This window comes from Hyphomicrobiales bacterium (genome assembly GCA_030688605.1).
GTDB lineage: Bacteria > Pseudomonadota > Alphaproteobacteria > Rhizobiales > NORP267 > JAUYJB01.
Genome location: JAUYJB010000034.1, coordinates 33,015 through 56,155, shown reverse-complemented (window position 1 = coordinate 56,155; position 23,141 = coordinate 33,015). Strand labels below are relative to the sequence as shown.

23 protein-coding genes are annotated in these 23,141 nt (G+C 66.2%); 15 read left to right on the top strand and 8 right to left on the bottom strand.

Going from position 1 to position 23,141, the window contains the following annotated elements:
• Nucleotides 1-125 precede the first annotated feature (125 nt).
• The 13 genes from Q8P46_04185 to Q8P46_04125 all read left to right on the top strand — a co-directional run bounded on the left by Q8P46_04185 (nucleotide 126) and on the right by Q8P46_04125 (nucleotide 13,028).
• Nucleotides 126-530 (top strand): helix-turn-helix transcriptional regulator, encoded by a 405-nt coding sequence (locus Q8P46_04185; GenBank protein MDP2619363.1) that lies wholly within the window; start codon nucleotides 126-128, stop codon nucleotides 528-530.
• A 125-nt stretch (nucleotides 531-655) separates the two neighbouring features.
• Nucleotides 656-1,852 (top strand): methionine adenosyltransferase, encoded by a 1,197-nt coding sequence (gene metK, locus Q8P46_04180; protein MDP2619362.1) that lies wholly within the window; start codon nucleotides 656-658, stop codon nucleotides 1,850-1,852.
• A 23-nt stretch (nucleotides 1,853-1,875) separates the two neighbouring features.
• Nucleotides 1,876-2,577: a tRNA (guanine(46)-N(7))-methyltransferase TrmB gene (locus Q8P46_04175; GenBank protein MDP2619361.1), complete on the top strand. Its 702-nt coding sequence runs from the start codon at nucleotides 1,876-1,878 to the stop codon at nucleotides 2,575-2,577.
• A gap of 156 nt (nucleotides 2,578-2,733) precedes the next feature.
• The gene (gene rimP, locus Q8P46_04170; protein MDP2619360.1) at nucleotides 2,734-3,369 is read left to right on the top strand and encodes a ribosome maturation factor RimP; all 636 of its coding nucleotides are present in this window, start codon (nucleotides 2,734-2,736) and stop codon (nucleotides 3,367-3,369) included.
• Nucleotides 3,369-5,012 (top strand): transcription termination factor NusA, encoded by a 1,644-nt coding sequence (gene nusA / locus Q8P46_04165; protein ID MDP2619359.1) that lies wholly within the window; start codon nucleotides 3,369-3,371, stop codon nucleotides 5,010-5,012. Before rimP ends, nusA begins: the two co-directional genes overlap by 1 nt.
• 20 nt (nucleotides 5,013-5,032) lie before the next feature.
• Nucleotides 5,033-5,674 (top strand): RNA-binding protein, encoded by a 642-nt coding sequence (locus tag Q8P46_04160; GenBank protein ID MDP2619358.1) that lies wholly within the window; start codon nucleotides 5,033-5,035, stop codon nucleotides 5,672-5,674.
• An 84-nt stretch (nucleotides 5,675-5,758) separates the two neighbouring features.
• Nucleotides 5,759-8,299, top strand: coding sequence for a translation initiation factor IF-2 (gene infB / locus Q8P46_04155; GenBank protein ID MDP2619357.1), 2,541 nt, complete (start codon nucleotides 5,759-5,761; stop codon nucleotides 8,297-8,299).
• A 24-nt stretch (nucleotides 8,300-8,323) separates the two neighbouring features.
• A complete protein-coding gene (gene rbfA / locus Q8P46_04150) occupies nucleotides 8,324-8,752 on the top strand; it encodes a 30S ribosome-binding factor RbfA (protein ID MDP2619356.1) in 429 nt (142 codons plus the stop codon).
• Between the two features lie 122 nt (nucleotides 8,753-8,874).
• Complete coding sequence (gene truB, locus Q8P46_04145) at nucleotides 8,875-9,801, top strand: tRNA pseudouridine(55) synthase TruB (GenBank protein MDP2619355.1); 927 nt, start codon at nucleotides 8,875-8,877, stop codon at nucleotides 9,799-9,801.
• Nucleotides 9,802-9,833: 32 nt separating this feature from the next.
• Nucleotides 9,834-10,103, top strand: coding sequence for a 30S ribosomal protein S15 (gene rpsO, locus Q8P46_04140; protein ID MDP2619354.1), 270 nt, complete (start codon nucleotides 9,834-9,836; stop codon nucleotides 10,101-10,103).
• Between the two features lie 157 nt (nucleotides 10,104-10,260).
• Nucleotides 10,261-12,420, top strand: coding sequence for a polyribonucleotide nucleotidyltransferase (gene pnp / locus Q8P46_04135; GenBank protein MDP2619353.1), 2,160 nt, complete (start codon nucleotides 10,261-10,263; stop codon nucleotides 12,418-12,420).
• A 92-nt stretch (nucleotides 12,421-12,512) separates the two neighbouring features.
• A complete protein-coding gene (locus Q8P46_04130) occupies nucleotides 12,513-12,782 on the top strand; it encodes a hypothetical protein (protein ID MDP2619352.1) in 270 nt (89 codons plus the stop codon).
• A 66-nt stretch (nucleotides 12,783-12,848) separates the two neighbouring features.
• On the top strand, nucleotides 12,849-13,028 hold the full coding sequence (locus Q8P46_04125) for a hypothetical protein (GenBank protein MDP2619351.1): 180 nt from the start codon (nucleotides 12,849-12,851) through the stop codon (nucleotides 13,026-13,028).
• A 316-nt stretch (nucleotides 13,029-13,344) separates the two neighbouring features.
• Here Q8P46_04125 and fabI read toward each other — a convergent pair whose 3' ends face one another.
• The 3 genes from fabI to fabA form a co-directional block, all read right to left on the bottom strand.
• Nucleotides 13,345-14,193, bottom strand: coding sequence for an enoyl-ACP reductase FabI (fabI, locus tag Q8P46_04120; protein MDP2619350.1), 849 nt, complete (start codon nucleotides 14,191-14,193; stop codon nucleotides 13,345-13,347).
• 43 nt (nucleotides 14,194-14,236) lie between these two features.
• Entirely contained in the window at nucleotides 14,237-15,454 is a 1,218-nt protein-coding gene (fabB, locus tag Q8P46_04115; GenBank protein ID MDP2619349.1) for a beta-ketoacyl-ACP synthase I, read from the bottom strand.
• 90 nt (nucleotides 15,455-15,544) lie between these two features.
• Nucleotides 15,545-16,078, bottom strand: a complete 534-nt coding sequence (gene fabA, locus Q8P46_04110; GenBank protein MDP2619348.1) for a 3-hydroxyacyl-[acyl-carrier-protein] dehydratase FabA — start codon at nucleotides 16,076-16,078, stop codon at nucleotides 15,545-15,547.
• A gap of 284 nt (nucleotides 16,079-16,362) precedes the next feature.
• On the opposite strand from fabA, the gene Q8P46_04105 reads away from it, so the two are divergent.
• Nucleotides 16,363-16,797 (top strand): Fur family transcriptional regulator, encoded by a 435-nt coding sequence (locus tag Q8P46_04105; protein ID MDP2619347.1) that lies wholly within the window; start codon nucleotides 16,363-16,365, stop codon nucleotides 16,795-16,797.
• 17 nt (nucleotides 16,798-16,814) lie between these two features.
• Here the strand turns inward: Q8P46_04105 and Q8P46_04100 are convergent, their stop codons facing one another.
• On the bottom strand, nucleotides 16,815-17,396 hold the full coding sequence (locus Q8P46_04100) for an SH3 domain-containing protein (protein MDP2619346.1): 582 nt from the start codon (nucleotides 17,394-17,396) through the stop codon (nucleotides 16,815-16,817).
• A gap of 249 nt (nucleotides 17,397-17,645) precedes the next feature.
• Here Q8P46_04100 and Q8P46_04095 point away from each other — a divergent pair, with 249 nt between their 5' ends.
• Entirely contained in the window at nucleotides 17,646-18,644 is a 999-nt protein-coding gene (locus tag Q8P46_04095; GenBank protein MDP2619345.1) for a D-glycerate dehydrogenase, read from the top strand.
• Nucleotides 18,645-18,653: 9 nt separating this feature from the next.
• Here Q8P46_04095 and moeB read toward each other — a convergent pair whose 3' ends face one another.
• From moeB to ubiB, 4 genes are all read right to left on the bottom strand, one after another.
• Entirely contained in the window at nucleotides 18,654-19,493 is an 840-nt protein-coding gene (gene moeB, locus Q8P46_04090; GenBank protein MDP2619344.1) for a molybdopterin-synthase adenylyltransferase MoeB, read from the bottom strand.
• Nucleotides 19,494-19,825: 332 nt separating this feature from the next.
• Nucleotides 19,826-20,290 carry a dUTP diphosphatase gene (gene dut / locus Q8P46_04085; GenBank protein MDP2619343.1) on the bottom strand — a complete coding sequence of 155 codons (465 nt, stop codon included), beginning with the start codon at nucleotides 20,288-20,290 and terminating at the stop codon, nucleotides 19,826-19,828.
• The gene (gene coaBC, locus Q8P46_04080; protein MDP2619342.1) at nucleotides 20,287-21,525 is read right to left on the bottom strand and encodes a bifunctional phosphopantothenoylcysteine decarboxylase/phosphopantothenate--cysteine ligase CoaBC; all 1,239 of its coding nucleotides are present in this window, start codon (nucleotides 21,523-21,525) and stop codon (nucleotides 20,287-20,289) included. Before coaBC ends, dut begins: the two co-directional genes overlap by 4 nt.
• Before the next feature lie 16 nt (nucleotides 21,526-21,541).
• A complete protein-coding gene (ubiB, locus tag Q8P46_04075) occupies nucleotides 21,542-23,134 on the bottom strand; it encodes a 2-polyprenylphenol 6-hydroxylase (protein ID MDP2619341.1) in 1,593 nt (530 codons plus the stop codon).
• Nucleotides 23,135-23,141 lie beyond the last annotated feature (7 nt).

Sequence of the window (23,141 nt, the reverse complement as noted above, 5' to 3'; positions counted from 1 at the left end):
GCCGCTTGACCGTGCATGTCGGAAAATCGGATAAAGGCACATCCTGCGGCACTTGCCGCTAAAATTCACCGTGGCATTCCGGGCGAAGACGAGTGCGCCACGATTTTCTCGCGTAAAGGCCTTTGATGGTGAAAAAGCAGCCGCACCCGATCGACCTGCATGTCGGCCGCCGCGTCAAGATGCGGCGCATGCTGATCGGCATGAGCCAGGAAAAGCTCGGCAATCAGCTCGGACTGACCTTTCAGCAGGTGCAGAAATACGAGAAGGGCGCAAACCGGATCGGCGCCAGCCGATTGTGGGACATCTCCCGCATTCTCGAGGTTCCGGTGCGGTTCTTCTTCGAGGGCCTGCGCCCGGAGACCGGCCCGCCGGCGGAAGGTTTCGCCGAAGAGGCCCAGCCCGACTATGTGCTCGACTTCGTCCAGTCCAGCGAAGGCGTCCAACTGATCAAGGCCTTCGTTCAGATCAAGGACGACAATGTGCGCCGCGGCATCGTCAACCTGGCCAAGACCCTGGCCAAGGACAGGTGACGCGCGGCTGCGCTTGACCCGGTTCCCAAAACTTGCGACTAGAATCGCGCTCCGGGGGATGCTGCCCTTTTGAGCGCAGGTGCGCCGATATTTCCAATTCGCGCAATCAAGCCGCAGGTAGGACCGTGTCTCGTAACACCTATTATTTCACCAGTGAGTCGGTTTCCGAGGGCCATCCGGACAAGGTCTGTGACCGGATATCGGACGAGGTTGTCGATATGTTCTTTCGCGAGGCCGTGGCGGTCGGCTCCGATCCGGCGGGCATCCGGGTTGCCTGCGAGACCCTGGCGACGACCAACAAGGTCATCATCGCCGGGGAATATCGGGGTCCTGAGAGCGTCACCGTGCAGCGCATCTCGGAGGTCGCGCGCACCGCGGTGAAGGAAATCGGCTACGAGCAGGAAGGCTTTCACTGGGCCAATCTGAACATCGACGTGCTCCTCCATGCCCAGTCGGCGAACATCGCTCAGGGGGTCGATGCCGGCGGCAACAAGGACGAAGGCGCCGGCGACCAGGGGATCATGTTCGGCTATGCCTGCCGCGAGACGCCGGAGCTGATGCCGGCGCCGATCCAATATTCCCACCAGATCCTCAAGGCGCTGGCCGACGCACGCCATTCCGGCAAGGAGCCGTGGCTCGGGCCGGATGCGAAGAGCCAAGTGACGGTGCGCTACGAGAACGGGGTTCCGGTCGCCGTCAGCCAGATCGTCGTCTCGCAGCAGCATATGGACGAGGCTCTGAGTTCGGGCGACGTGCGCGCCCTCATCGAGCCTTATGTGCGCGCCGTGCTCCCCGCAGGCTGGATCTCGGCCGAGACGGTGTGGCACGTCAATCCGACGGGAAAATTCTTCATCGGCGGCCCGGACGGCGATTGCGGGCTCACCGGGCGCAAGGTCATCGTCGACACCTATGGCGGGGCTGCGCCCCATGGCGGCGGCGCCTTTTCCGGCAAGGACCCGAGCAAGGTCGACCGCTCGGCCGCCTATGCGGCCCGGTATCTCGCCAAGAACATCGTCGCGGCCGAGCTTGCCGAACGCTGCGCCATCCAGCTCTCCTATGCGATCGGCGTCTCCCAGCCCCTGTCGATCTATGTCGATCTCTACGGCACCGGCAACGGGATTTCCGAGGCGGCGCTGGAAAAGGCGCTCGGCGAAGTGATGGACCTTTCCCCGCGCGGCATCCGCGAGCATCTGAGTTTGAACAGGCCGATCTATGCGCGCACCTCGGCCTATGGGCATTTTGGCCGCGAACCCGATGCCGACGGCGGCTTTTCCTGGGAACGCACCGACCTTGTCGAGGCCATCGCCACCGCCGTCAGCTGAACGTCGAAGGGGGGACCGACCAAGTGCGCCCGGTCGAGGAGACGAGGCAAGAGGCGCGCGGCGTCGTATTCGGCCGCCGCAAGGGCCATGGTCTGCGCCCCGGTCAGGCGCGGCTCATGGAAACGCTGCTGCCGCGTCTGCGCCTCGGTCTGTCCAAGCCGGTGTCCGGGCTGCCAGCGCTGTTCGCAAGGCCGGTGCGCGCGGTCTGGCTCGAGATCGGCTTTGGCGGCGGCGAGCATCTTGCCTGGCAGGCGGCGCGAAATCCCGATATCGGCTTTCTCGGCTGCGAGCCCTTTGTCAACGGCATCGCCAAGCTCCTGGCCGAGATCGAGCGCCGGAACCTTGCCAATATCCGCATCCACGACGGCGATGCCGGCGACGCGCTCGACCAGCTTCCCGACGCCGCCAGCGGCCGGGTGTTCCTGCTCCATCCCGATCCCTGGCCGAAGAAGCGCCACTGGAAGCGGCGCTTTGTCAGCGCCGAGAATCTCGACCGCCTGGCCCGGATCATGGCGCCCGGAGCCGAGCTCAGGATCGCCAGCGACTGGCCCGACTATGTCGACTGGATGCTGCGCAGGCTCACCGTCCATCCCGCCTTCGTCTGGACCGCCGGCTGCGCCGCGGATTGGCGCACCCGCCCCGCCGACTGGCCGCAGACCCGCTATGAGGCGAAGGCCGTGCGCGCGGGCCGGATGCCGGTCTATCTCATTTTTCGCCGCCTCTAGAGGCGGCGCGTATTGCAATCGACGGGCGGAATGCTAATATCCGGGTCAATTAATCTCACAACGACACCGCATCGTTGAGAGTGGGTTCTCCGGGGCCCGCTCTTTTTAGTTTAGGTCTTGGACAAGGACCGGGCGCACGGCGAAGAAACGACGGTCATGAACGCTCAACCGCAGACGGGGCACCAGCCGCGGCTTTCGCGCGAGACGGGCCTTTCGGCCCGCATCGGCGCGCTGATCGAGCCGGTCCTCGAGGATATGGGCTTCCGCCTCGTGCGCGTGCGCGTCACCGGCCAGGACGGCTGCACGCTGCAGGTCATGGCCGAGCGCGCGGACGGGACCATGACCATCGACGACTGCACGGAGCTGAGCCGGGCGCTGTCGGCGGTGCTCGACGTCGAGGACCCGATTCCGGGCGGCTATCATCTCGAGGTCTCATCGCCCGGGATCGACCGCCCGCTGGTCCGGGTCGAAGACTTCGTCCGCTGGTCCGGCTTCGAGGCCAAGGTCGAGACGGCAGCCCCCATCGACGGGCGCAAGCGTTTCCACGGCGTCATTCTCGGCGTCTTCGACGCCAGCTTGCGGCTTGCCGTGCCCGACGCCGAGGGCGAGCGGCAGACCTTCGAGCTGCCGATCGATTCGATTGCGACCGCGCGTCTGGTGCTGTCCGACGCGCTCATCGCCGCCAGCTTGAAGGCGCAGAAACATTCCGCCGGCGGCGCCGGCGCCCAATCCGAGGAGCAAGGAACGAACCATGCAAACGAACGCCCGCAAGCCGGTCAGGGAGACAGATAATGGCTGAACACGCCGTCAGCGCCAATCGCCTCGAGCTTCTGCAGATTGCCGATGCGGTGGCGCGCGAGAAATCCATCGACAAGCAAATCGTGCTCTCCGCCATGGAGGATGCGATCCAGAAGGCGGCGCGTTCGCGCTATGGCGCCGAGAACGACATCCGCGCCGAGATCGACCCGAAGACCGGCGAGATCCGCTTGAGCCGCCTGCTGGAGGTGGCCGAGGAGATCACCGAGGAGGCGCGCCAGATCGATCTTGTCGAGGCGCACAAGCGCAATCCCGCGGCCCAGGTCGGCGATTTCATCGCCGAGCCGCTGCCGCCGCTCGATTTCGGCCGCATCGCCGCCCAGTCCGCCAAGCAGGTGATCGTACAGAAGGTCCGCGAGGCCGAGCGCGAGCGCCAGTACGAGGAATACAAGGACCGCATCGGCGACATCGTTTCAGGCATCGTCAAGCGCGTCGAATACGGCAATGTCATCGTCGATCTCGGCCGCGCCGAGGCCATCGTCCGCCGCGACGAGGGCCTGCCGCGCGAGAGCTTCCGCTATGGCGACCGCATCCGCGCCTATGTCTATGACGTGCGCCGCGAGCAGCGGGGCCCGCAGATCTTCCTGTCGCGCACCCATCCCCAGTTCATGGCCAAGCTGTTCGCCCAGGAAGTGCCGGAGATCTACGACAACATCATCGAGATCAAGTCGGTGGCCCGCGATCCCGGCAGCCGCGCCAAGATCGCGGTCATATCCAGAGACACCTCGATCGACCCCGTCGGCGCCTGCGTCGGCATGCGCGGCAGCCGCGTTCAGGCCGTCGTCAATGAATTGCAGGGAGAGAAGATCGACATCATTCCCTGGTCGCCGGACGCGGCCAGCTTCATCGTCAACGCGCTGGCGCCCGCCGAGGTCGCCAAGGTGGTGCTCGACGAGGATGCCGAGCGCATCGAGGTCGTGGTCCCCGACGAGCAATTGTCGCTGGCCATCGGACGGCGCGGCCAGAATGTGCGCCTCGCCTCCCAGCTCACCGGCTGGGACATCGACATTCTCACCGAGGCCGAGGAATCCGAGCGTCGCCAGAAGGAGTTCGCCGAGCGCACCGAAATCTTCATGGAGGCGCTCGACGTCGACGAGGTGATCGGCCAGCTCTTGGCCTCGGAAGGATTCGCCTCGATCGAGGAGGTGGCCTTTGTCGAGCCCGAGGAGGTGGCCTCGATCGAGGGCTTCGACGAGAGTACCGCCGACGAGATCCAGACCCGCGCCCGCGAGTATCTCGAACGCATCGACCAGGAGCTGACCGAGAAGCGCCGCGGCCTCGGGGTCGAGGACGCGCTCGCCGAGATCCCCGGCGTGAGCACGGCGATGCTGGTCACCTTCGGCGAGAACGAGATCAGGACGATGGAGGATCTGGCCGGCTGCGCCACCGACGATCTGGTCGGCTGGACCGAGCGGGCGGGCGACGAGGTGGTGCGCCACGCCGGCATTCTCGGCAGCTTCCAGACCTCCCGCCAGGAGGCCGAGGACATGATCATGGCGGCGCGCCTCAAGGCGGGCTGGATCGAGCCCGAGCCGGAAGCGGAAGCCGAAACAGAGGCCGAAGAGGGCGAGGCGGCGGAAGCCGCGGCCGCTGCCACCGACACCGGGGCGGCCGGATAAAGCCGGGAGAGCGTGAAGCGATGATGGCAGACCTTGCTCAAGCGCGTGACGCGCCCCATATGCGCTCAGGGCCGCAGCGTAGCTGCATCGTCACGCGCGAGCCCGCTAAGCCCGAGGATTTGATCCGCTTCGTCCGTGCGCCCGACGGCGCGGTTGTGCCCGATCTCGGCAACCGCCTGCCCGGCCGCGGCGCCTGGGTCGGCAATTCCCGCGCCAAGCTTGAGACCGCCGTCCGCAAGAGGCTTTTTGCGCGAGCCTTCAAGGCCGATGCCGCCGCCGATCCGGATCTGCCCGAACGGGTTGACCGGCTTCTCGCCGAGCGCGTGCTCGGCCTGTTGGGTCTGGCGCGCAAGGCGGGCGAGGTGATCACCGGCTTCGACCAGGTCGACAAGGCGGCGCGCAGGCGCCTGCTCGCGGTCGTCTTCCATGCCGCCGACGGCGCCGAGGACGGCTTGCGAAAGATTACCGGCGCGCTCGCCGCCGGCGGGCAGCGCGACACCGTTCTAATGGTGCGCGAATTCACCTCGAAGGAATTGAATTTGGCATTGGGACTTGCAAATGTGATACATGCTGCCGTGCCGGCCGGGCCGATGGGCCGGGCCCTGGCGGAGCGGGCCACGCGGTTAGTGCAGTATCGCGGCGGGGGATGCGCCAAATCATAGGATCGGTACGGGCGGCCGGAGAGGGAGGCCGGGAGAGGGGCCGTATAAACAGCGAAACCAGACGGGTTGGCCAGATAGGTTGAAATGAGCGAGACGACGAATAAAGGCGACAAGACACTTAGCGTTCCGGCGAAAAAGCGGATTTCGCTGAAGCGCACGGTCGAATCTGGCCTGGTTCGGCAGAATTTCTCGCATGGCCGCTCCAAGTCTGTCCTGGTCGAAAAGAAGAAACGGCGGGTCATCGGGCCGGCCGGCCAGACCGAACCGGACCGCGAGGCTGCGCCCGTCCCCGAGATGGCTTCGGCCGCGGCAGTGCCGGGGCATGAGACCGATGTGCAGACCGCAGCGCCGCGCTCGGGCGTCGTGCTGCGGACCCTGACCGAGGAGGAAAAGGACGCCCGCGCCCAGGCGCTGGCCGAAGCGCGCGTGCGCGAGGCGGACGAACGCCGCCACGCCGACGACGAGGCAAAGCGCCGCCGCGAGCGCCAGGAACGCGAGCGGCGCGAACGCGAATTGGCGGAGGCCCGCGCCGAGGAGGAAGAGGCGCGCCTCAGGGCCGAGGACGAAGCGCGTCTCAAGTCCGAGCAGGAAGCAAAGCGTCGCCTCGAAAGCGAAGCCGGCCAGCCGAGCGTCGCCGCGGAAGTATCGAGCCGCGAACTCGAAGCGCTGGACGAGGAGCGCACGCGCAAGAAGGCCGAGGCTAAGCCGCCGCGGCCGCCGCGCGGCGGAGAGCGCCGGCGCGGCCGGCTGACGATCGCCAATGCGTTGAACGAGGACGAGCGCGCGCGCTCGCTCGCCTCGATCCGCCGCCAGCGCGAGCGCATGCGCAAGCAGGTGCATGCCTTCGATCCACAGCAGAAGATCGTGCGCGAGGTGGTGGTTCCCGAAGCCATCTCCATCCAGGAGCTGGCCAACCGCATGGCCGTGCGCGCGGTCGACGTCATCAAGCTGCTGATGAATCAGGGGCAGATGCTGAAGATCACCGACGTGATCGACGCCGACACCGCGCAGCTCGTCGCCGAGGAGATCGGCCATCAGGTCCGCCGCGTCGCCGAATCCGACGTCGAGGAAGGCATCTTCGGTGTCGAGGACGAGGCCGGGGATCTCAAGCCGCGCCCGCCTGTGGTCACCGTCATGGGCCATGTCGACCACGGCAAGACCTCGCTGCTCGACGCCATCCGCAAGACCAAGGTCGTCGCCGGCGAGGCCGGTGGCATCACCCAGCATATCGGCGCCTATCAGGTGACGACTGAGAAGGGCGACAAGATCACCTTCATCGACACCCCCGGCCACGAGGCCTTCACCGCCATGCGCGCGCGCGGCGCTAAGGTGACCGATATCGTCATCCTGGTGGTCGCCGCCGACGACGGCGTCATGCCGCAGACGGTCGAGGCGATCAACCACGCCAAGGCGGCGCATGTGCCGCTGATCGTCGCCATCAACAAGATCGATAAGCGAGGCGCCAATCCCAAACGCGTGCGCACCGACCTCCTGCAGCACGAGATCGTCGTCGAATCGATGGGCGGCGATGTGCTCGAGGTCGAGGTCTCGGCGCTCAAGGGCACCAATCTCGACAAGCTGCTCGACGCGGTCCTGCTGCAGGCGGAGCTGTTGGAGCTGAAGGCCAATCCCCAGCGCGCCGCCAGCGGCACCGTCATCGAGGCCAAGCTCGACCGGGGCCGCGGCCCGGTGGCCACGGTCCTGGTGCAGCGCGGCACGCTGAAGGTCGGCGACATCTTCCTCGCCGGCGCCGAGTGGGGCAAGGTGCGGGCGCTGATCGACGACCGCGGCGAGACCGTCGAGGAGGCTGGCCCTTCGGTGCCGGTCGAGATTCTCGGCCTCAACGCGGCCCCCGGCGCCGGTGATCAGTTCGTGGTCCTGGAGACCGAGGTGCGCGCTCGCGAGATCGCCGAATACCGCCACCGCCAGCGCCGCGAGAAACAATCGGCGCGCGCGGCCGGCGTGCGCGGCTCGCTCGAGCAGATGATGACGCAGCTCAATGTGAGCGGCCTCAAGGAGATCCCCCTGGTGGTCAAGGCCGACGTTCAGGGCTCCGCCGAGGCGATCGTCGGCGCGCTCGACAAGCTCGCCACCGAGGAGGTGGCGGCCCGCGTCATCCACGCCGGCGTCGGCGGCATCACCGAATCCGACGTGACGCTGGCGGCGGCTTCCGAGGCGCCGATCATCGGCTTCAACGTCCGCGCCAACAAGCAGGCGCGCGAGGCGGCCGAGCGCGACGGCGTCGAGATCCGCTACTACAACGTCATCTACGATCTCGTCGACGACGTGAAGGCGGCGATGTCGGGCCTCTTGGCGCCGGCGTTGCGCGAGACCTTCCTGGGCAATGCCGAGATCCTCGAAGTGTTCAACATCTCCAAGGTTGGCAAGATTGCCGGCTGCCGCGTCGCCGACGGCAAGGTCGAGCGCGGCGCCCGGGTGCGGCTGATCCGCGACGACGTGGTCATCCACGAGGGCAAGCTCGGCACCCTCAAGCGCTTCAAGGACGAGGTCAAGGACGTCCAGGCCGGGCAGGAATGCGGCATGGGCTTCGAGAACTACCAGGATATCCGGGCGGGCGACGTGATCGAGTGCTTCCGGGTCGAGGAAGTCCAGCGCACGCTTTAGGACACGGGTGGTCTTGAGTGAACAATGTCCAGGGGACGTGCCACACGGGGGCCCGGGGTGCTGGGCCAGCGCCAATTGCGGGTCGGCGAGGTCATTCGCCATGCGCTGGCCGAGATCTTCGCCCGCGGCGAGGTGCAGGACGCAGACCTTGACGGCCTTGTCGTTACCGTGCCGGAAGTTCGCCTGAGCCCGGATCTGAAGATCGCCACCGTCTATGTGATGCCGCTCGGCGGCGCCCGCCAGGACAGGGTGGAAGCCGCCCTTTTGCGCAACGCCCGCTTCCTGCGCGGCGAGGTCGCCCGCCGGGTGTCGCTGAAGTTCATGCCCGAGCTGCGCTTCCGCCTCGACACCAGCTTTGCCGAGTCCGACCGCATCGAAGAGCTGTTGCGCTCGCCGCGAGTGGCCCGCGATCTTGCCGCCGGCAAAGCGGCCGGTGACGATGATGACGGATAGGGGCCTTTCAACTTGCCCGTGCCCAGCCCGCTCCTGCGTCCCAACCGCCCACATCACGGTATCCTCCGGGTGGTTGGGACGGGGGAGCTGGGCGGCGCGGCCGAAAACGGGATAAGCGAGCGATGCCGCGGCGCCGCGCCGGCGAGGACATCCATGGATGGGTCATCTTGGACAAGCCTGTCGGCATGACCTCGACGGCGGCCGTGGCCCGCGTCAAGCGCCTGTTCAACGCCCGCAAGGCCGGCCACGCCGGCACCCTCGACCCGCTCGCCTCCGGCCTGTTGCCGGTGGCCCTCGGCGAGGCGACCAAGACGGTTCCCTTCGTCATGGACGGCGTCAAGACCTACCGTTTCACCGTTCGCTGGGGCGCGGAAACGCTGACTGACGATGCCGACGGCGAGGTGGTGTCGGAGAGCGCCGCGCGCCCCGACGCCAAGGCGGTGGATGCGGCGGCGGCCCGCCTTGTCGGCGAGATTTCCCAGGTTCCACCGGCCTTTTCCGCGGTCAAGGTCGCCGGCGAGCGCGCCTACGACCTTGCCCGCCAGGGCGCGCGCCTTAAGCTTCAGGCCCGCCCCGCGACAGTCTATTCGCTCACCCATCTGGGCTTTGCCGATGCCGATCACTCGCTGTTCGAGGCCGAATGCGGCAAGGGCACTTATGTGCGCGCGCTCGCCCGCGACATGGGCCGCGAGCTTAAATGCTTCGGCCACGTCACCGCGCTGCGCCGCACCGGCGTCGGCCCGTTCACGGAGGCTGACATGATTTCTCTGGAAATGCTGGAGGAGTTGCGCCATAGTGCCGCCGCCCGGGGCGACCCGAGGCAGTATCTGCGGCCTGTCGAGACCGCGCTGGACGACATCCCGGCGTTGGCCATAAGCAGGCCGGACGCGGCCCGCCTCAAGAGGGGACAGGCCGTTTTGCTGCGCGGACGGGACGCGCCGCTGTTGCAGGGGACCGTCTATGCGACCGTCGGGGGCACCCTGGTGGCGCTGGGCGAAATCCGGCAGGGCGAATTGCATCCCACCCGCGTATTTCATATCGCTGGATGACGCATTCGGCGCGGAATTGTTGGGAGCTGACGATGTCGATCACGCCTGAGCGCAAGCAGGAGCTGATCAAGGAATATGCGACCGGTGCCGCCGATACCGGTTCGCCCGAGGTGCAGGCGGCCATTCTGTCGGAACGGATCGCCAATCTGACCGAGCACTTCAAGACGCACAAGAACGACAACCATTCGCGGCGCGGACTGCTCAAGCTGGTGAGCCAGCGCCGCCGGCTCCTGGATTATGTCAAGCGCGTCGATGCCAAGCGCTATCAGGGGCTGATCGGCCGGCTGGGTATCCGCCGGTAGATCCGGTGAAGCGGCGGCAAGGGGCCGCCGCGCCGGAGATTAAGACGAAAGTAAACGGGTCATGGCAGGATCGCCGGATGCTCTTGGGAAACCGAGAGCGTCGAGCCGTCTTGGCCATGGCCCTGGATGCTTTCTTGATGCATGAAGGACCATGACTATGTTTGAAATCCATCGCGAAGAAATCCAGTGGGGCGGACGCCCGCTGGTGCTGGAGACGGGCAAGATGGCCCGCCAGGCCGACGGCGCGGTCGTCGCCCGCTACGGCGACACGACCGTGCTGGCGACGGTGGTCGCCGAGAAGCAGCCGCGCGTCGGCATCGACTTCTTTCCGCTGTCGGTCCACTACCAGGAAAGGACCTATGCGGCGGGGAAGATTCCCGGCGGCTATTTCAAGCGCGAGGGCCGGCCGACCGAGAAGGAAACGCTGACCTCGCGCCTCATCGACCGGCCGATCCGGCCGCTGTTCGCCGACGGCTTCAAGAACGAAACCCAGATCGTCATCACCGTGCTCTCCCACGATCTGGAGAACGATCCCGACATTGTCGCCATGGTGGCGAGTTCCGCTGCGCTCACCGTTTCCGGCGTCCCCTTCATGGGTCCGATCGCCGGCGCCCGGGTCGGTTACAAGGACGGCGCCTACATTCTCAACCCGACGCAGGAACAGGTCGCCGAAGGCGCCCTCGACCTTGTCGTCGCCGGCACTGGCGAAGCGGTGCTGATGGTCGAATCGGAGGCCAACGAGCTTTCCGAGGAGATCATGCTGGGCGCCGTCATGTTCGGCCATCGCGAGTTCCAGCCGGTGATCGACGCCATCGTCCGGCTTGCCGAGCGCTCGGCCAAGGCGCCGTGGGATATCGCGGTCGCCGACAATGCCGAGCTTACGGCGCAGGTCAAGGCGATCGCCGAGACCGACCTCAGGAACGCCTATCTGATCGCCAACAAGGCGGAGCGCCACGAGCGCATCGGCGCGATCAAGGAAACGGTTCTTGCCGACATCTGTCCGGAAGGAGGGCCTGAGGAGGCGCCTTCACCGCAGCTCGTCGGCGACGTGTTCAAGTCGGTGGAAAGCGAGATCGTGCGCGGCCGCATCCTCGAGGAGAGCGTGCGCATCGACGGCCGCGGCCTCACCGACGTCAGGCCGATCCAGTGCGAGGTCGGCGTCCTGCCGCGCGCCCACGGCTCGGCCCTGTTCACCCGCGGCGAGACCCAGGCGCTCGTCGTCGCCACGCTGGGGACCGGCGAGGACGAGCAATATGTCGACGCGCTCGAGGGCACCTACAAGCAGGCCTTCCTGCTGCACTACAATTTCCCGCCCTTCTCGGTCGGCGAGACCGGCCGCGTCGGCTTCACCGGCCGGCGCGAGGTCGGCCACGGCAAGCTTGCCTGGCGCGCCGTGCGGCCGATGCTGCCGCGGCCCGAGGAGTTCCCCTACACGCTGCGCGTGGTCTCCGAGATCACCGAGTCGAACGGCTCCTCTTCCATGGCCACCGTGTGCGGCTCCTCGCTCGCCATCATGGATGCCGGCGTGCCGATCAAGCGGCCGATCGCCGGCATCGCCATGGGGCTGATCAAGGAGGCCGACCGCTTCGCCGTGCTCTCCGACATCCTTGGCGACGAGGACCATCTCGGCGACATGGACTTCAAGGTCGCCGGCACCGCCGACGGCGTCACCTCGCTGCAGATGGACATCAAGATCGCCGGCATCACCGAGGAGATCATGAAGGTGGCGCTGGCCCAGGCGCAGGCCGGCCGCATGCACATTCTGGGCGAGATGGCCAAGGCGCTGGACAGCGCCCGGCCGGAGCTTGGCGAGCACGCGCCACGAATCGAGGTGATGGTGATCCCGGTCGACAAGATCCGCGAGGTCATCGGCTCCGGCGGCAAGGTGATCCGCGAGATTGTCGACAAGACCGGCGCCAAGATCGACATCGCCGACGACGGCAGCATCAAGATCGCGTCCGCCGACTCCAAGGCGATCAAGGCGGCGCACGACTGGATCCATTCCATCGTCGCCGAGCCCGAGGTCGGCAAGATCTACAGGGGCAAGGTCGTCAAGGTGATGGACTTCGGCGCCTTCGTGAACTTCTTCGGCGCTAAGGACGGGCTGGTGCACATCTCGCAGCTCTCCAGGGGCCGGCCGGAAACGGTTGGCGAAGTGGTCAAGGAAGGCGACGAGGTGTGGGTCAAGCTCCTGGAGATCGACCCGCGCGGCAAGGTGCGCCTGTCGATGAAGGTGGTCAACCAGGAGACCGGCCAGGAGCTCCCCCGCGAGCCGCGCGATGAGCGCCGCGAAAAGGGCGAACGCGCCGCCGGGTGAATACCGGAGAGCAACGCCGCGGCCTCATCCTTCGCGACGCGTGCTGCGCACGCATTTTGGAACCATAAGGCCCGCCGGACCGTTTCTCCCCCATGAGACGGAGACGGTCCCTATCGAATGTCGCCTCGGAGACCATCGGCGATCGCCGCGCCAGGACCCCCTGGTTTCGGCTCCGCCTGCTGGTCGCTGGCGCCCTGAGTATCGCCCTGCCCGTAGGCGTCATGGCGTTCTTTCTGATGCAGGTCATTGAGACGCCGGCGTCCCGGCCGCGCACGGCCCTGCAGCGCATTTCCCACGACACCGCAATGGATTGGCGCCCGCAACCGCAGCTGCGGACCGCCGAGGCGGCGCCCGTCGAATAGGGCAGGCCCCGGAACACCCTCCAAGGGCCGTCCTGTCCCTCATTTCCAAAAGATTCCGGCGAGCCGGTGGGGCTCCTCGAAGGCGAGGATGGCGGCTGGACCGCCTTCTACGGCCCGGTCGTGCTGGGCGTCATCGAGCATCGCGGCGCGCACCTGAAAAAGCCCAAATCCAAGGCCCGTGGACTTGTGGATAACCCGGCAGGGTTACCCCCAACCCCACCGGCCCAGAAGCAGCAACAGACATGAACAAAACGGGAAATGTGTTACCCATGTCGCCGGTCGGAACTGTCACCCATGTTCCCGGTTGCTCAGGGCCCGACACCGCCCACGCGGAGAGGAGCGGCGCCTCCGGCGGGTTTGCGTCTATTGAGTCGGCGCGGCCGCCCGGGGAGGCCGTCCAAGCCGCCCGTCCCGCACTATGGCGGGGCTGCCCGTGAAGGCTTGAGGCTGGGGCTTAAGGCGAAACCCGGAGCCAGACGGTTCGCGGCAACGGCGAAGCTTGCCCCTCAGCTCCGGGGCATTTTCCGTTTGTTCTTTGACGGTGTGACGAGACCAGGAACGGCTACTGCGCGGCCTCGCGCTCGGCTTCCGTCAGTTCGACGCCGTTTTCTTCCTCATTGTTGAGCTCGCCCGGCCGCGGCATCGACATGATGTGGTAGCCGGCGTCGACGAAATGCACTCCCCCCGTGACGCCGCTCGACAGGTCGCTCAACAGATAGAGCGCGGCGCCCCCGATCTCGTCGAGGCTGACGCTCTTCTTCAAGGCCGAATGACGCTTCTGATAGTTGAACATCGCCCGCGCGTTGGCGATGCCGGAGCCGGCAAGTGTGCGCACGGGCCCCGCCGACAGGGCGTTGACGCGGATGCGCGCCGGCCCGAAATCGGCGGCGAGATACCGGACGCTCGCCTCCAGCGCCGCCTTGGCGACGCCCATGATGTTGTAGTTCGGCATCACCCTTGTGGCGCCGCCGAAGGTCAGCGTCAGAAGCGACCCGCCCTTGCCCATCAGCGGCGTCGCCCGCTTGGCGATTTCGGTGAACGAGAAGCAGGAGATGACCATGGTGCGTTTGAAATTCTCCCGCGTCGTGTCGGAGTAGCGGCCCTTCAGCTCCGCCCTGTCGGAATAGGCGATGGCGTGGACGACGAAATCGAGATCGCCCCACTCCTTCTTCAGCGCCGCGAACACCGCGTCGACCGTATCAAGGTCCTCCACGTCGCAGTGAATGCACAGCTTGGCGCCGAGGCTCTCGGCGAGCGGCTTGACGCGGCGCCCGAAGGCCTCTCCCTGATACGTGAAGGCGAGTTCCGCGCCGTGCTCGGCGACCGTCCGGGCGATCCCCCAGGCGATCGAATGATCGTTGGCGACCCCCATGATCAGGCCACGTTTTCCGCTCATCAACGCTGTGGTCATGTCGCTTGGCGCTCCGTACGCTGTGAACTTTCTGGCCCGGGTTTCATGCGTCGAACCGCTTGAAGACGAGCGACGCATTCGTGCCGCCGAAGCCGAACGAGTTCGAAAGCACGCAGTTGAGCTCCACATTGTCCTGCCGCGCGCGCAGGATCGGCATGTCGGCCATCTCCCGATCGAGCTCCTCGATATGGGCCGATTCGCAGATGAAGCCGTTCTTCATCATCAACAGCGAATAGATCGCTTCCTGAACCCCGGCCGCGCCCAGCGAATGACCGGTCAGCGACTTGGTGGCCGAGATCGGCGGACACTTTTCCCCGAACACCTCGCGGATCGCCTCGATCTCCTTGATGTCGCCGATCGGCGTCGAGGTGGCGTGCGGGTTGATATAGTCGACCGGGCAGTCGAGACCGCTGAGCGCCATGCGCATGCAGCGCACCGCGCCCTCGCCCGACGGCTGCACCATGTCGTAGCCGTCCGAGGTGGCGCCGTAGCCGGCAAGCTCGGCGTAGATCTTGGCGCCCCTGGCGCGGGCATGCTCCAGCTCTTCGAGCACGACGACGCCGGCACCGCCGGCGATGACGAAGCCGTCGCGCTTGATGTCGTAAGCGCGGCTTGCCGTCTCCGGCCGCTCGTTAAACTTGCTCGAAAGCGCGCCCATGGCGTCGAACAGCACCGACAAGGTCCAGTGCAGCTCCTCGCAGCCGCCGGCGAACATGACGTCCTGCTTGTTCCACTGGATCATCTCCGCCGCGTTGCCGATGCAGTGGCTGGAGGTGGCGCATGCCGACGAGATCGAATAGCTGATGCCCTTGATGTGCAGCGGCGTCGCCAGCGTCGCGGACGCGGTGCTCGACATCGCCTTGGGCACGGCGAAGGGGCCGACGCGCTTGGGGCCGCGCTCGCGGGTCACGTCGGCGGCCTGGACCAGGGTGCTGGTCGACGGCCCGCCGGAGCCCATGATCAAGCCGGTGCGCTCGTTGGAGACGTCGCTCTCCTCGAGCCCGGAATCCTGCACCGCCTGCTGCAAGGCGATCCAGTTCCAGGCCGCGCCCGCGCCCATGAACCGGGACTGGCGCCGGTCGAGCACCTCGAACGGGTCGAGTTTGGGCGCGCCGTGAACCTGGCAGCGGAAGCCGCGCTCGACATAGTCGTCGGCGCGCACGATGCCGGACTTCGCCTCGCGCAGCGATGCCACCACTTCCTGAGTGTTGTTGCCGATCGACGACACGATTCCCATGCCTGTCACAACCACGCGCCTCATCCTCGTCATCCCTTTTCCGGCAAATTCCGGTTTTCGGTCGGTTTCCGCGCCCTTTCCAAGGTCTGCGCGGAAAAGTCGCACCGAGACGGATTATCTCGCGCCGGCCTGCGCTTGCGCCTCGGCAGTGAACAATCCGACGCGCAGATCGAGCGCCCTGTAAATGGTTTTCCCGTCCGCCTTGAGCCATCCGTCGCCGATGCCGAGCGTGAGCTTGCGCCGGATAATGCGCTTCAGGTCGATGCCATATTCGATCAGCTTCACCCCCGGCACCACCATGCCCGAGAACTTGACCTCGCCGACGGCCAGCGCCCGCCCCTTTCCGGGCGCCCCGAGCCAGCCGAGGAAGAAGCCCAGAAGCTGCCACATGGCGTCCAAGCCGAGACAACCCGGCATCACCGGATCGCCTTTGAAATGACAAGGAAAAAACCACATGTCCGGACGCACCTCGAACTCCGCGCGGATCTGCCCGCGGCCATGCGCACCGCCATCGGCGGAAATTTTCGAGATGCGGTCGAACATCAGCATCGGCGGCAGCGGCAGCTGCGCGTTGCCTGGACCGAACAGTTCACCCCGACCGCAGGCTAGAAGGTCTTCATACTCGAAACTCGATCGCCGCTTCGGCATCGTCTTTCCGCTCTGTCCCGATCTTGCCGGATGCCGTTTGACGAGCATCCGCCGCGGTCCACGTTCGGTTCCTCTAACACAGTCGGCAGACCGTCGGAAGCCTCCCTTGGTGGCGCCGGCGCGGACCTTTCGCGGCAACCTTTGACCTATGTCAAAGTTGCATGGGCCCCGGTCTGCACATATTATTCGTTATTATTCTGATTATAGCCGCTAAGCGGCAGAAGTTTCTATCGCCTCGAATTTGAGCGGGGCGCGGGAACGCCAACAGAGGACATCGTAAGCTCGTGCATGCTCCGTCGCAAATTCGCAACAAGTTGGACGTGCGCACCCTCTTGCGGGGAGCCGGTCTAAGGCCAACGCGTCAGCGCGTCGCGCTCGGCGAGCTATTGTTCGCCGAGGGGGACTGGCACGTCACCGCCGAGATGTTGCATGAAAAGGCCATCCGCCGCTCGATTCCGGTTTCTCTTGCAACGGTTTACAACACGCTGCACCAGTTCACCGAAGTCGGCCTCCTGAACGAGGTCGTGGTCGACGGATCGAAGACCCATTTCGACACCAATATCTCCAACCACCATCATTTCTTCATCGAAGGCGACAACACCATCATGGACATTCCAGGTGCCGGCGTCGCCGTCGACCGGTTGCCGGAGCCGCCGGAGGGCATGGAGATTTCGCGTGTCGACGTGGTGGTACGGCTTCGCCCTAAGGCCAGCGCCTGAATTGGGCTGCCGCCCAGCTACTCGATGACCTCGCCCGGATAGGCGCCCCACAGCGTCCTCTGGGGCATCCAGCCTTGGACTTCGCCGATCGCCATCAGGCACCAGCTGCCGTCGCAGCGCTCGATGCGTCCGAGCACGCCCGGCTCGACCTCGGCGCTGACATTCGCCGTTGATTTCGGCGCCTCGTGCATCGGCAAGGTGGTCTCCTTCATCCACGGGGCGACGAGCGCCGTGCGCCGTCCGGACAGGAGAGAATGGAACACCCAGCCCTCGTCGCCGTCCGAATCGCGCACTTGGCGCCAATTGTCTGATTCGGTGATGATCTCCACAGGCAGGCCCTGGCGGGCATAGACCCATTCTATGGCGTAGTTCTTGCTCGGGCCGCGGCGGACATTGACCCGGTCGGCCTTGAGACTGACGAAACGCGGAATTGGCAGGCCGCTGGGGCCGATCTTGATCGGCGTTGCGGTCTGCTGCACCGGGCTGGTGCCGTTGGCCGCGAGGCCGATGGTGATCTTGAGGCCGACACCGAGCATGAGGACGCAGGCCAACCCGAACATGATCGGCCGGATTGCAGCATACGCCTTCGTCGCAACCATGTATCCGCTCCGGCCCCTCCCGCCCGGTCGCCAGACACGGGTCGATGCCCGTGGATCCAGCCAAGAAAGGGCTGCAAGGAAGCCTGTTGTCAAGCTGTTGCCGCTCGCCGGACGATCCGCTTTGTCTTCCAAGGCCCTTCTGCTAGACAGGGGGCGATGGGAGTGCGCCGGATCTTTCCTCATCCTTAGTGTCATCATTCGCGCATTCGATTAACGAGAGGTGAAACCGCCCCGCGGAGATACGAATCCATGCCGAAGACCAAGCCCTTCGTCATCATCACGCGCAAGCTGCCCGACATCGTCGAGACGCGCATGCGCGAGCTGTTCGATACCGAGCTCAACGACGACGACCGGGCGATGAGCCATGACGAGCTGGTTGCCGCGATGCGCCGGGCCGACGTGCTGGTGCCGACGGTCACCGACCGGATCGACGCCGCCCTGCTCAGCCAGGCGGGGGAGCGGCTGAAGCTGATCGCCAATTTCGGCACCGGCGTCGACAATATCGACGTCGGAACGGCGATCAATCGCGGCATCACCGTGACCAACACGCCAGGCGTCCTGACCGAGGACACCGCCGACATGACCATGGCGCTGATCCTCGCCGTGCCGCGCCGGCTCACCGAAGGCGCGCGCATTCTTTCCGAAGGCGAGGCATGGCCGGGCTGGTCCCCCACCTGGATGCTCGGCCACCGCATCTGGGGCCGGCGCCTCGGCATTGTCGGCATGGGCCGCATCGGCCGCGCGGTGGCCCGCCGCGCCAAGGCCTTCGGCCTGTCGATCCATTACCACAATCGCCGCCGCGTGCGCACCGAGGTCGAGGATGAGCTTGAGGCGACCTATTGGGACAGCCTCGACCAGATGCTGGCGCGCATGGACATCATTTCGATCAACTGCCCGCACACGCCGGCGACCTATCATCTGCTCTCGGCGCGGCGCCTGAAGCTGATGCGCCCGAGCGCCTATATCGTCAACACCTCGCGCGGCGAGGTCATCGACGAGAACGCGCTGGCGCGGATGCTCGAGACCGAAGAACTCGCCGGCGCCGGGCTCGACGTGTTCGAGCACGAGCCGTCGGTCAATCCCAAGCTGCTCAAGCTGGCCCACCAGGGCAAGGTGGTGCTGCTCCCGCACATGGGCTCGGCGACCGTGGAAGGGCGCATCGACATGGGCGAGAAGGTGATCATCAACATCAAGACCTTCGTCGACGGCCACGCGCCACCCGACCGCGTATTGCCGTCGATGCTGTGAGCGGCCGAACTAGGCTCGTTTGTGAACCGACAGGTCGCGGATGGTCGGGCTCTTGCCGTTCAGCGGATTTTCCGGGTCCCAGCCATAGCGCACCTCGTGGAAGCGGGCGGCACGCGCATCGAAATTGATGAGCCGCCCGACAAGCCCGGTGCCGAGGTCGAGAATCTCCTTGATCACCTCCATCGCCTGCAGCGAGCCGATGACGCCGGTGAGCGCGCCGAGCACGCCCGCCTCCTCGCAGCTCGGCGCCATGCCTTCGGGCGGCGTCTCCGGAAACAGGCAGCGATAGCTTGGATTGGGATTGCCGTCGGCGTCCTGCTCGAAGGCGCGGAAGGTCGTCAGATAGCCGTCGAACTGGCCGACGGCGGCGGAGACCAGCGGCCTCTTGGCGAAGAAGCAGGCGTCGTTGACGAGATAGCGGGTGGAAAAATTGTCGCTGCCGTCGGCGACGATGTCGAAGCGCGAGATCAGCTCCAGTGCATTGTCCGCGGCAAGCCGCTCATGATGGGCCTCGACGGCGACCTCCGGGTTGAGGCGGGCGATGGCGTCGGCGGCCGATTGGCTCTTCGGCCGGCCGATATCGCCGGTTGCGTGGACGATCTGACGCTGCAGGTTTGACAGCGACACCTTGTCGTCGTCGATGACGCCGAGGCTGCCGACGCCGGCGGCGGCGAGATAGATGAGCGCCGGCGCGCCGAGACCGCCGGCGCCTACGACCAGCACCCGCGCCGCCTTCAGCCTATGCTGGCCCGGCCCGCCGACTTCGCGCAGCACGATGTGGCGGGCGTAGCGTTGCAGCTCCTTTTCGCTCAGCGTCATGGCGGCGAGACTAGAGCATTCACCGGTCATATGGGATCAATTTGATGGGTCAAATCGGTTCATCCGGCAAGGCGCGGCGCGTGAGCCACGATACCGGATATCCGGCAAGCGCCGCAACACAGCCGGTGGGCCGATTTGGCCCACCGAACGCCGGGTTCTCTTGCGCCGTAGTGTCGTTGCATGTCTCCTCCGATGCATCACATCGCCGTTCGAAATGCGCCGAGCCACGACGCAAGATCATCCCGGTCAAATGGCTCCACTTGACCGGCGAACGCCCTCGCGCCAGTGACGGCGGATAGCGAGCCTCGCAGACCCTCGAACAAGAGCGTCGAGATGTAGCGCTCGGCAATGGATGGCGCGCCTCACCCCGTCGAGCCGAAGCCGCCGGCGCCGCGGGCGCTTGCCGACAGCGCCGCGACCTCGCGAAGCTCGGCGCGGGCGACCGGGGCGACGACTAGCTGGGCGATGCGCATGCCGCGTTCAACGGCGAAGGGTTCCGCGCCGAGATTGACGAGCAGGACCATGATCTCGCCTCGATAGTCGGCATCGACCGTGCCCGGCGCATTGAGAAGGCCGATGCCGTGCCTGATGGCGAGCCCCGAGCGCGGCCGCACCTGGCCCTCATAGCCCTGCGGTAGCTCGAGGGCTAGGCCGGTCGGCACCAACGCCCGCGCGCCGGGGGCAAGCAGGAGCGGCTGATCCGCCGGCACCGCGGCGGCAAGGTCGAGACCGGCTGCGGACGCGCTTTCATAGGCCGGAAGCGGCAGGTCGCGACCGTGATCGAGACGCAGGACGTTTACGGTGAACGCCGCACCCGCCGCCATCATTCGGCGGCCTTGCGCTTGGCTGTGAGATGGCTGGCGATGCGCTGGGCAAGCCTTGCCGCCACCTCTTCCTTGCTCATCAGCGGCCAAGCTTCGTCTCCGCCCGCGAACACCAGATGCACCCGATTGTCGTCGCCGCCCATAACCCCGCGGGAGGGCGAAACGTCGTTGGCGACGATCCAATCGCAGCGCTTTTGCTTGAGCTTGGCGCGGGCGTTCTCGATCAGCTTTTCGGTCTCCGCGGCAAAACCGATGACAAGCGCCGGGCGGTGGCGTTTGTGGCGTGAAAGCGTCGCCAGAATGTCGGGGTTCTCGACCAGGGATAGCGCCGTCTTCTTGCCTTCCTTCTTGAGCTTTTGGCCGGCTGCCTTTTCCGCCCGCCAGTCGGCAACCGCAGCCGCGCAAACAGCGGCGTCCGCAGGAATCTCCGCTTCGCAGGCGGCAAGCATCTCCTGCGCCGATTCGACATGCACCGTCTTGACGCCTGGCGGATCGGCGAGCGACACCGGGCCCGAAATTAGCACTACCTCGGCGCCAAGGCCGGCAAGGGCCGAGGCCACCGCATGGCCCTGCTTGCCGGATGAGCGGTTGGCGAGATAGCGCACCGGGTCGATCGCCTCGTGTGTCGGCCCGGACGTAACCAGAATCTTCTTGCCATGCAGCGTTCCGGCGCCGCCGCCCAGCGCCGCGGCGATGGCGGCCAGAATCTCTTCAGGCTCGGCCATGCGGCCGATCCCGGATTCGCCTTCGGCAAGCGGACCGTCGCCGGGGCCGACGGTCGCGACGCCGTCGGCAAGGAGCCGGGCAAGGTTGCGCCGGGTCGCCGGATGTTCCCACATGCGGGTATTCATGGCTGGTGCGATCAGCACAGGCTTGTCGGTGGCAAGCAGTGCCGTGGTGGCAAGGTCGTCGGCAATGCCGTTCGCCATCTTGGCGATGAGGTTCGCGGTCGCCGGCGCCACAACGACGAGGTCCGTATCGCGGGCAAGGCGGATATGGCCGATCTCGACCTCGTCGGTGAGGTCGAAAAGGTCGGTATGCACCATTTCGCCGGAAAGCGTGGCGAGCGACAACGGCGTAACAAACTCCTGCCCCGCTCTGGTGACGATCACCCGCACGCGGGCGCCAGCCTCCCTCAAGCGCCGGATCGCTTCCAGGCACTTATAGGCGGCAATCCCACCGCCGATGATCAGCAGGACGCGCTTCCCGCGCAGGCTTTCGCTCCTTGCCATGCTCATCTCCGCATTCATCGTCTTACATTATCAGAGTAACGGCGATCACCGCGAGGGCGATGGCCCCGATCCACAAGGCGACCCGTCCGGAACGCTCGCGCCGCGCCCGCGCCCGGGCGACGGCCTCGACGGTCGCATCATCGAGCCTGATGCCCGCATCCGCCATCTCCGCCAGAGCCTCCGCGGTGTGCTCGGCGCGCGCCAGGAGACCCGGGACCTGGCTGAAGAAGCGGCCGAAGGAAGCAGCCCCCTCGGCGGCCTCGGCAAGCCGGCCCTCGGCCCCGAGATTGGTCTCGATCCATTCGCGCACCACCGGCTCTGCCGTCGTCCACATGTCGAGTTCCGGATCCAGGGTGCGGGCGACGCCCTCGACCACCACCATGGTCTTCTGCAACAAGAGGAGTTCGGGCCGGGTCGCCATGTCGAACATCTCTGTCACCTGAAACAGTTGGGTCAGAACGCGGGCCATCGAGATCTGCTCGGCGGTGCGTCCCATCAGCGGCTCGCCGATGGCGCGCAGCGCCTGGGCAAACGTCTCCATGCGGTGCTTGCGCGGGACGTAGCCGGCCTCGACATGCACTTCGGCGATGCGCTTATAGTCGCGCTGGATGAAGCCCCACAGGATTTCGGCCAGAAAATGCTGCTCCTTCGGTCCGATGCGTCCGGTGATGCCGAAATCGACGGCAACCAGATTGCCGTCCGCGTCGACGAACAGATTGCCCGGATGCATGTCGGCGTGAAAGAAGCCGTCGCGCATGGCCTGGCGCAGGAAGGTTTGGATCAACAGCCGCGCCAGCCGCTTCAAATCGTGACCGGCCTTTTTCAGCCCGTCGATGTCGCTGAGCTGGATGCCATCAATCCACTCAACCGTCAGAACCCGCCGCGCGCTGCGCTCCCAGTCGATCTTGGGCACCCGGTAGCCCTCGTCGCCTTCGCTGTTTTCCGCAACCTCCGCGATCGCCGCCGCCTCCATGCGCAAATCCATCTCGAGGGCGACGGTTTGGGCCAGCGTGTCGACCACCTCGACGGGCCGCAGGCGGCGCGATGGCGGATGATAGCGATCGGCAAGACGGGCGACGAAATAGAAGGCCTCAAGGTCGCGGGCAAACCGCCGCTCGATGGCGGGCCGCAGGATCTTCACCGCGACCTCCCGGCGTTTGCTCTTGTCGTCCTCGATTCTCGCCTTGTGCACCTGGGCGATCGAGGCTGCGGCGACCGGCTCGCCGAGGGTGCCGAACAAGGTCCGCGCCCTGTCGCCGAAGGCCGCCTCAAGGGCTTCCTGCGCCTCCTCCCGGCTGAACGGCTCCATGCGGTCCTGCAGTTGCGACAGGGCACGGGCGCGGTCCTGGCCGACGATATCCGGCCGCGTGGCCAGGAACTGACCGAGCTTGATATAGCTCGGGCCCAGCGTCGTCAGCGCCGCGGTCAGGCGTTCGCCCTCCGCGGCTTTACCCTCTTTACCCGCGCGGCGGGCAAACAGCGCCCGGAACAGTCTGATGCCGGCACGCGCCGGCCCCGGCAGCTCGTCGGGCAGCGCCAGGTCGAGCGCGCCGTGGCGCGCCAGCACGATGCTGGCGTGCAGCAGGCGAGACGACTGGATCAGAGCATTGATCATGATCGCG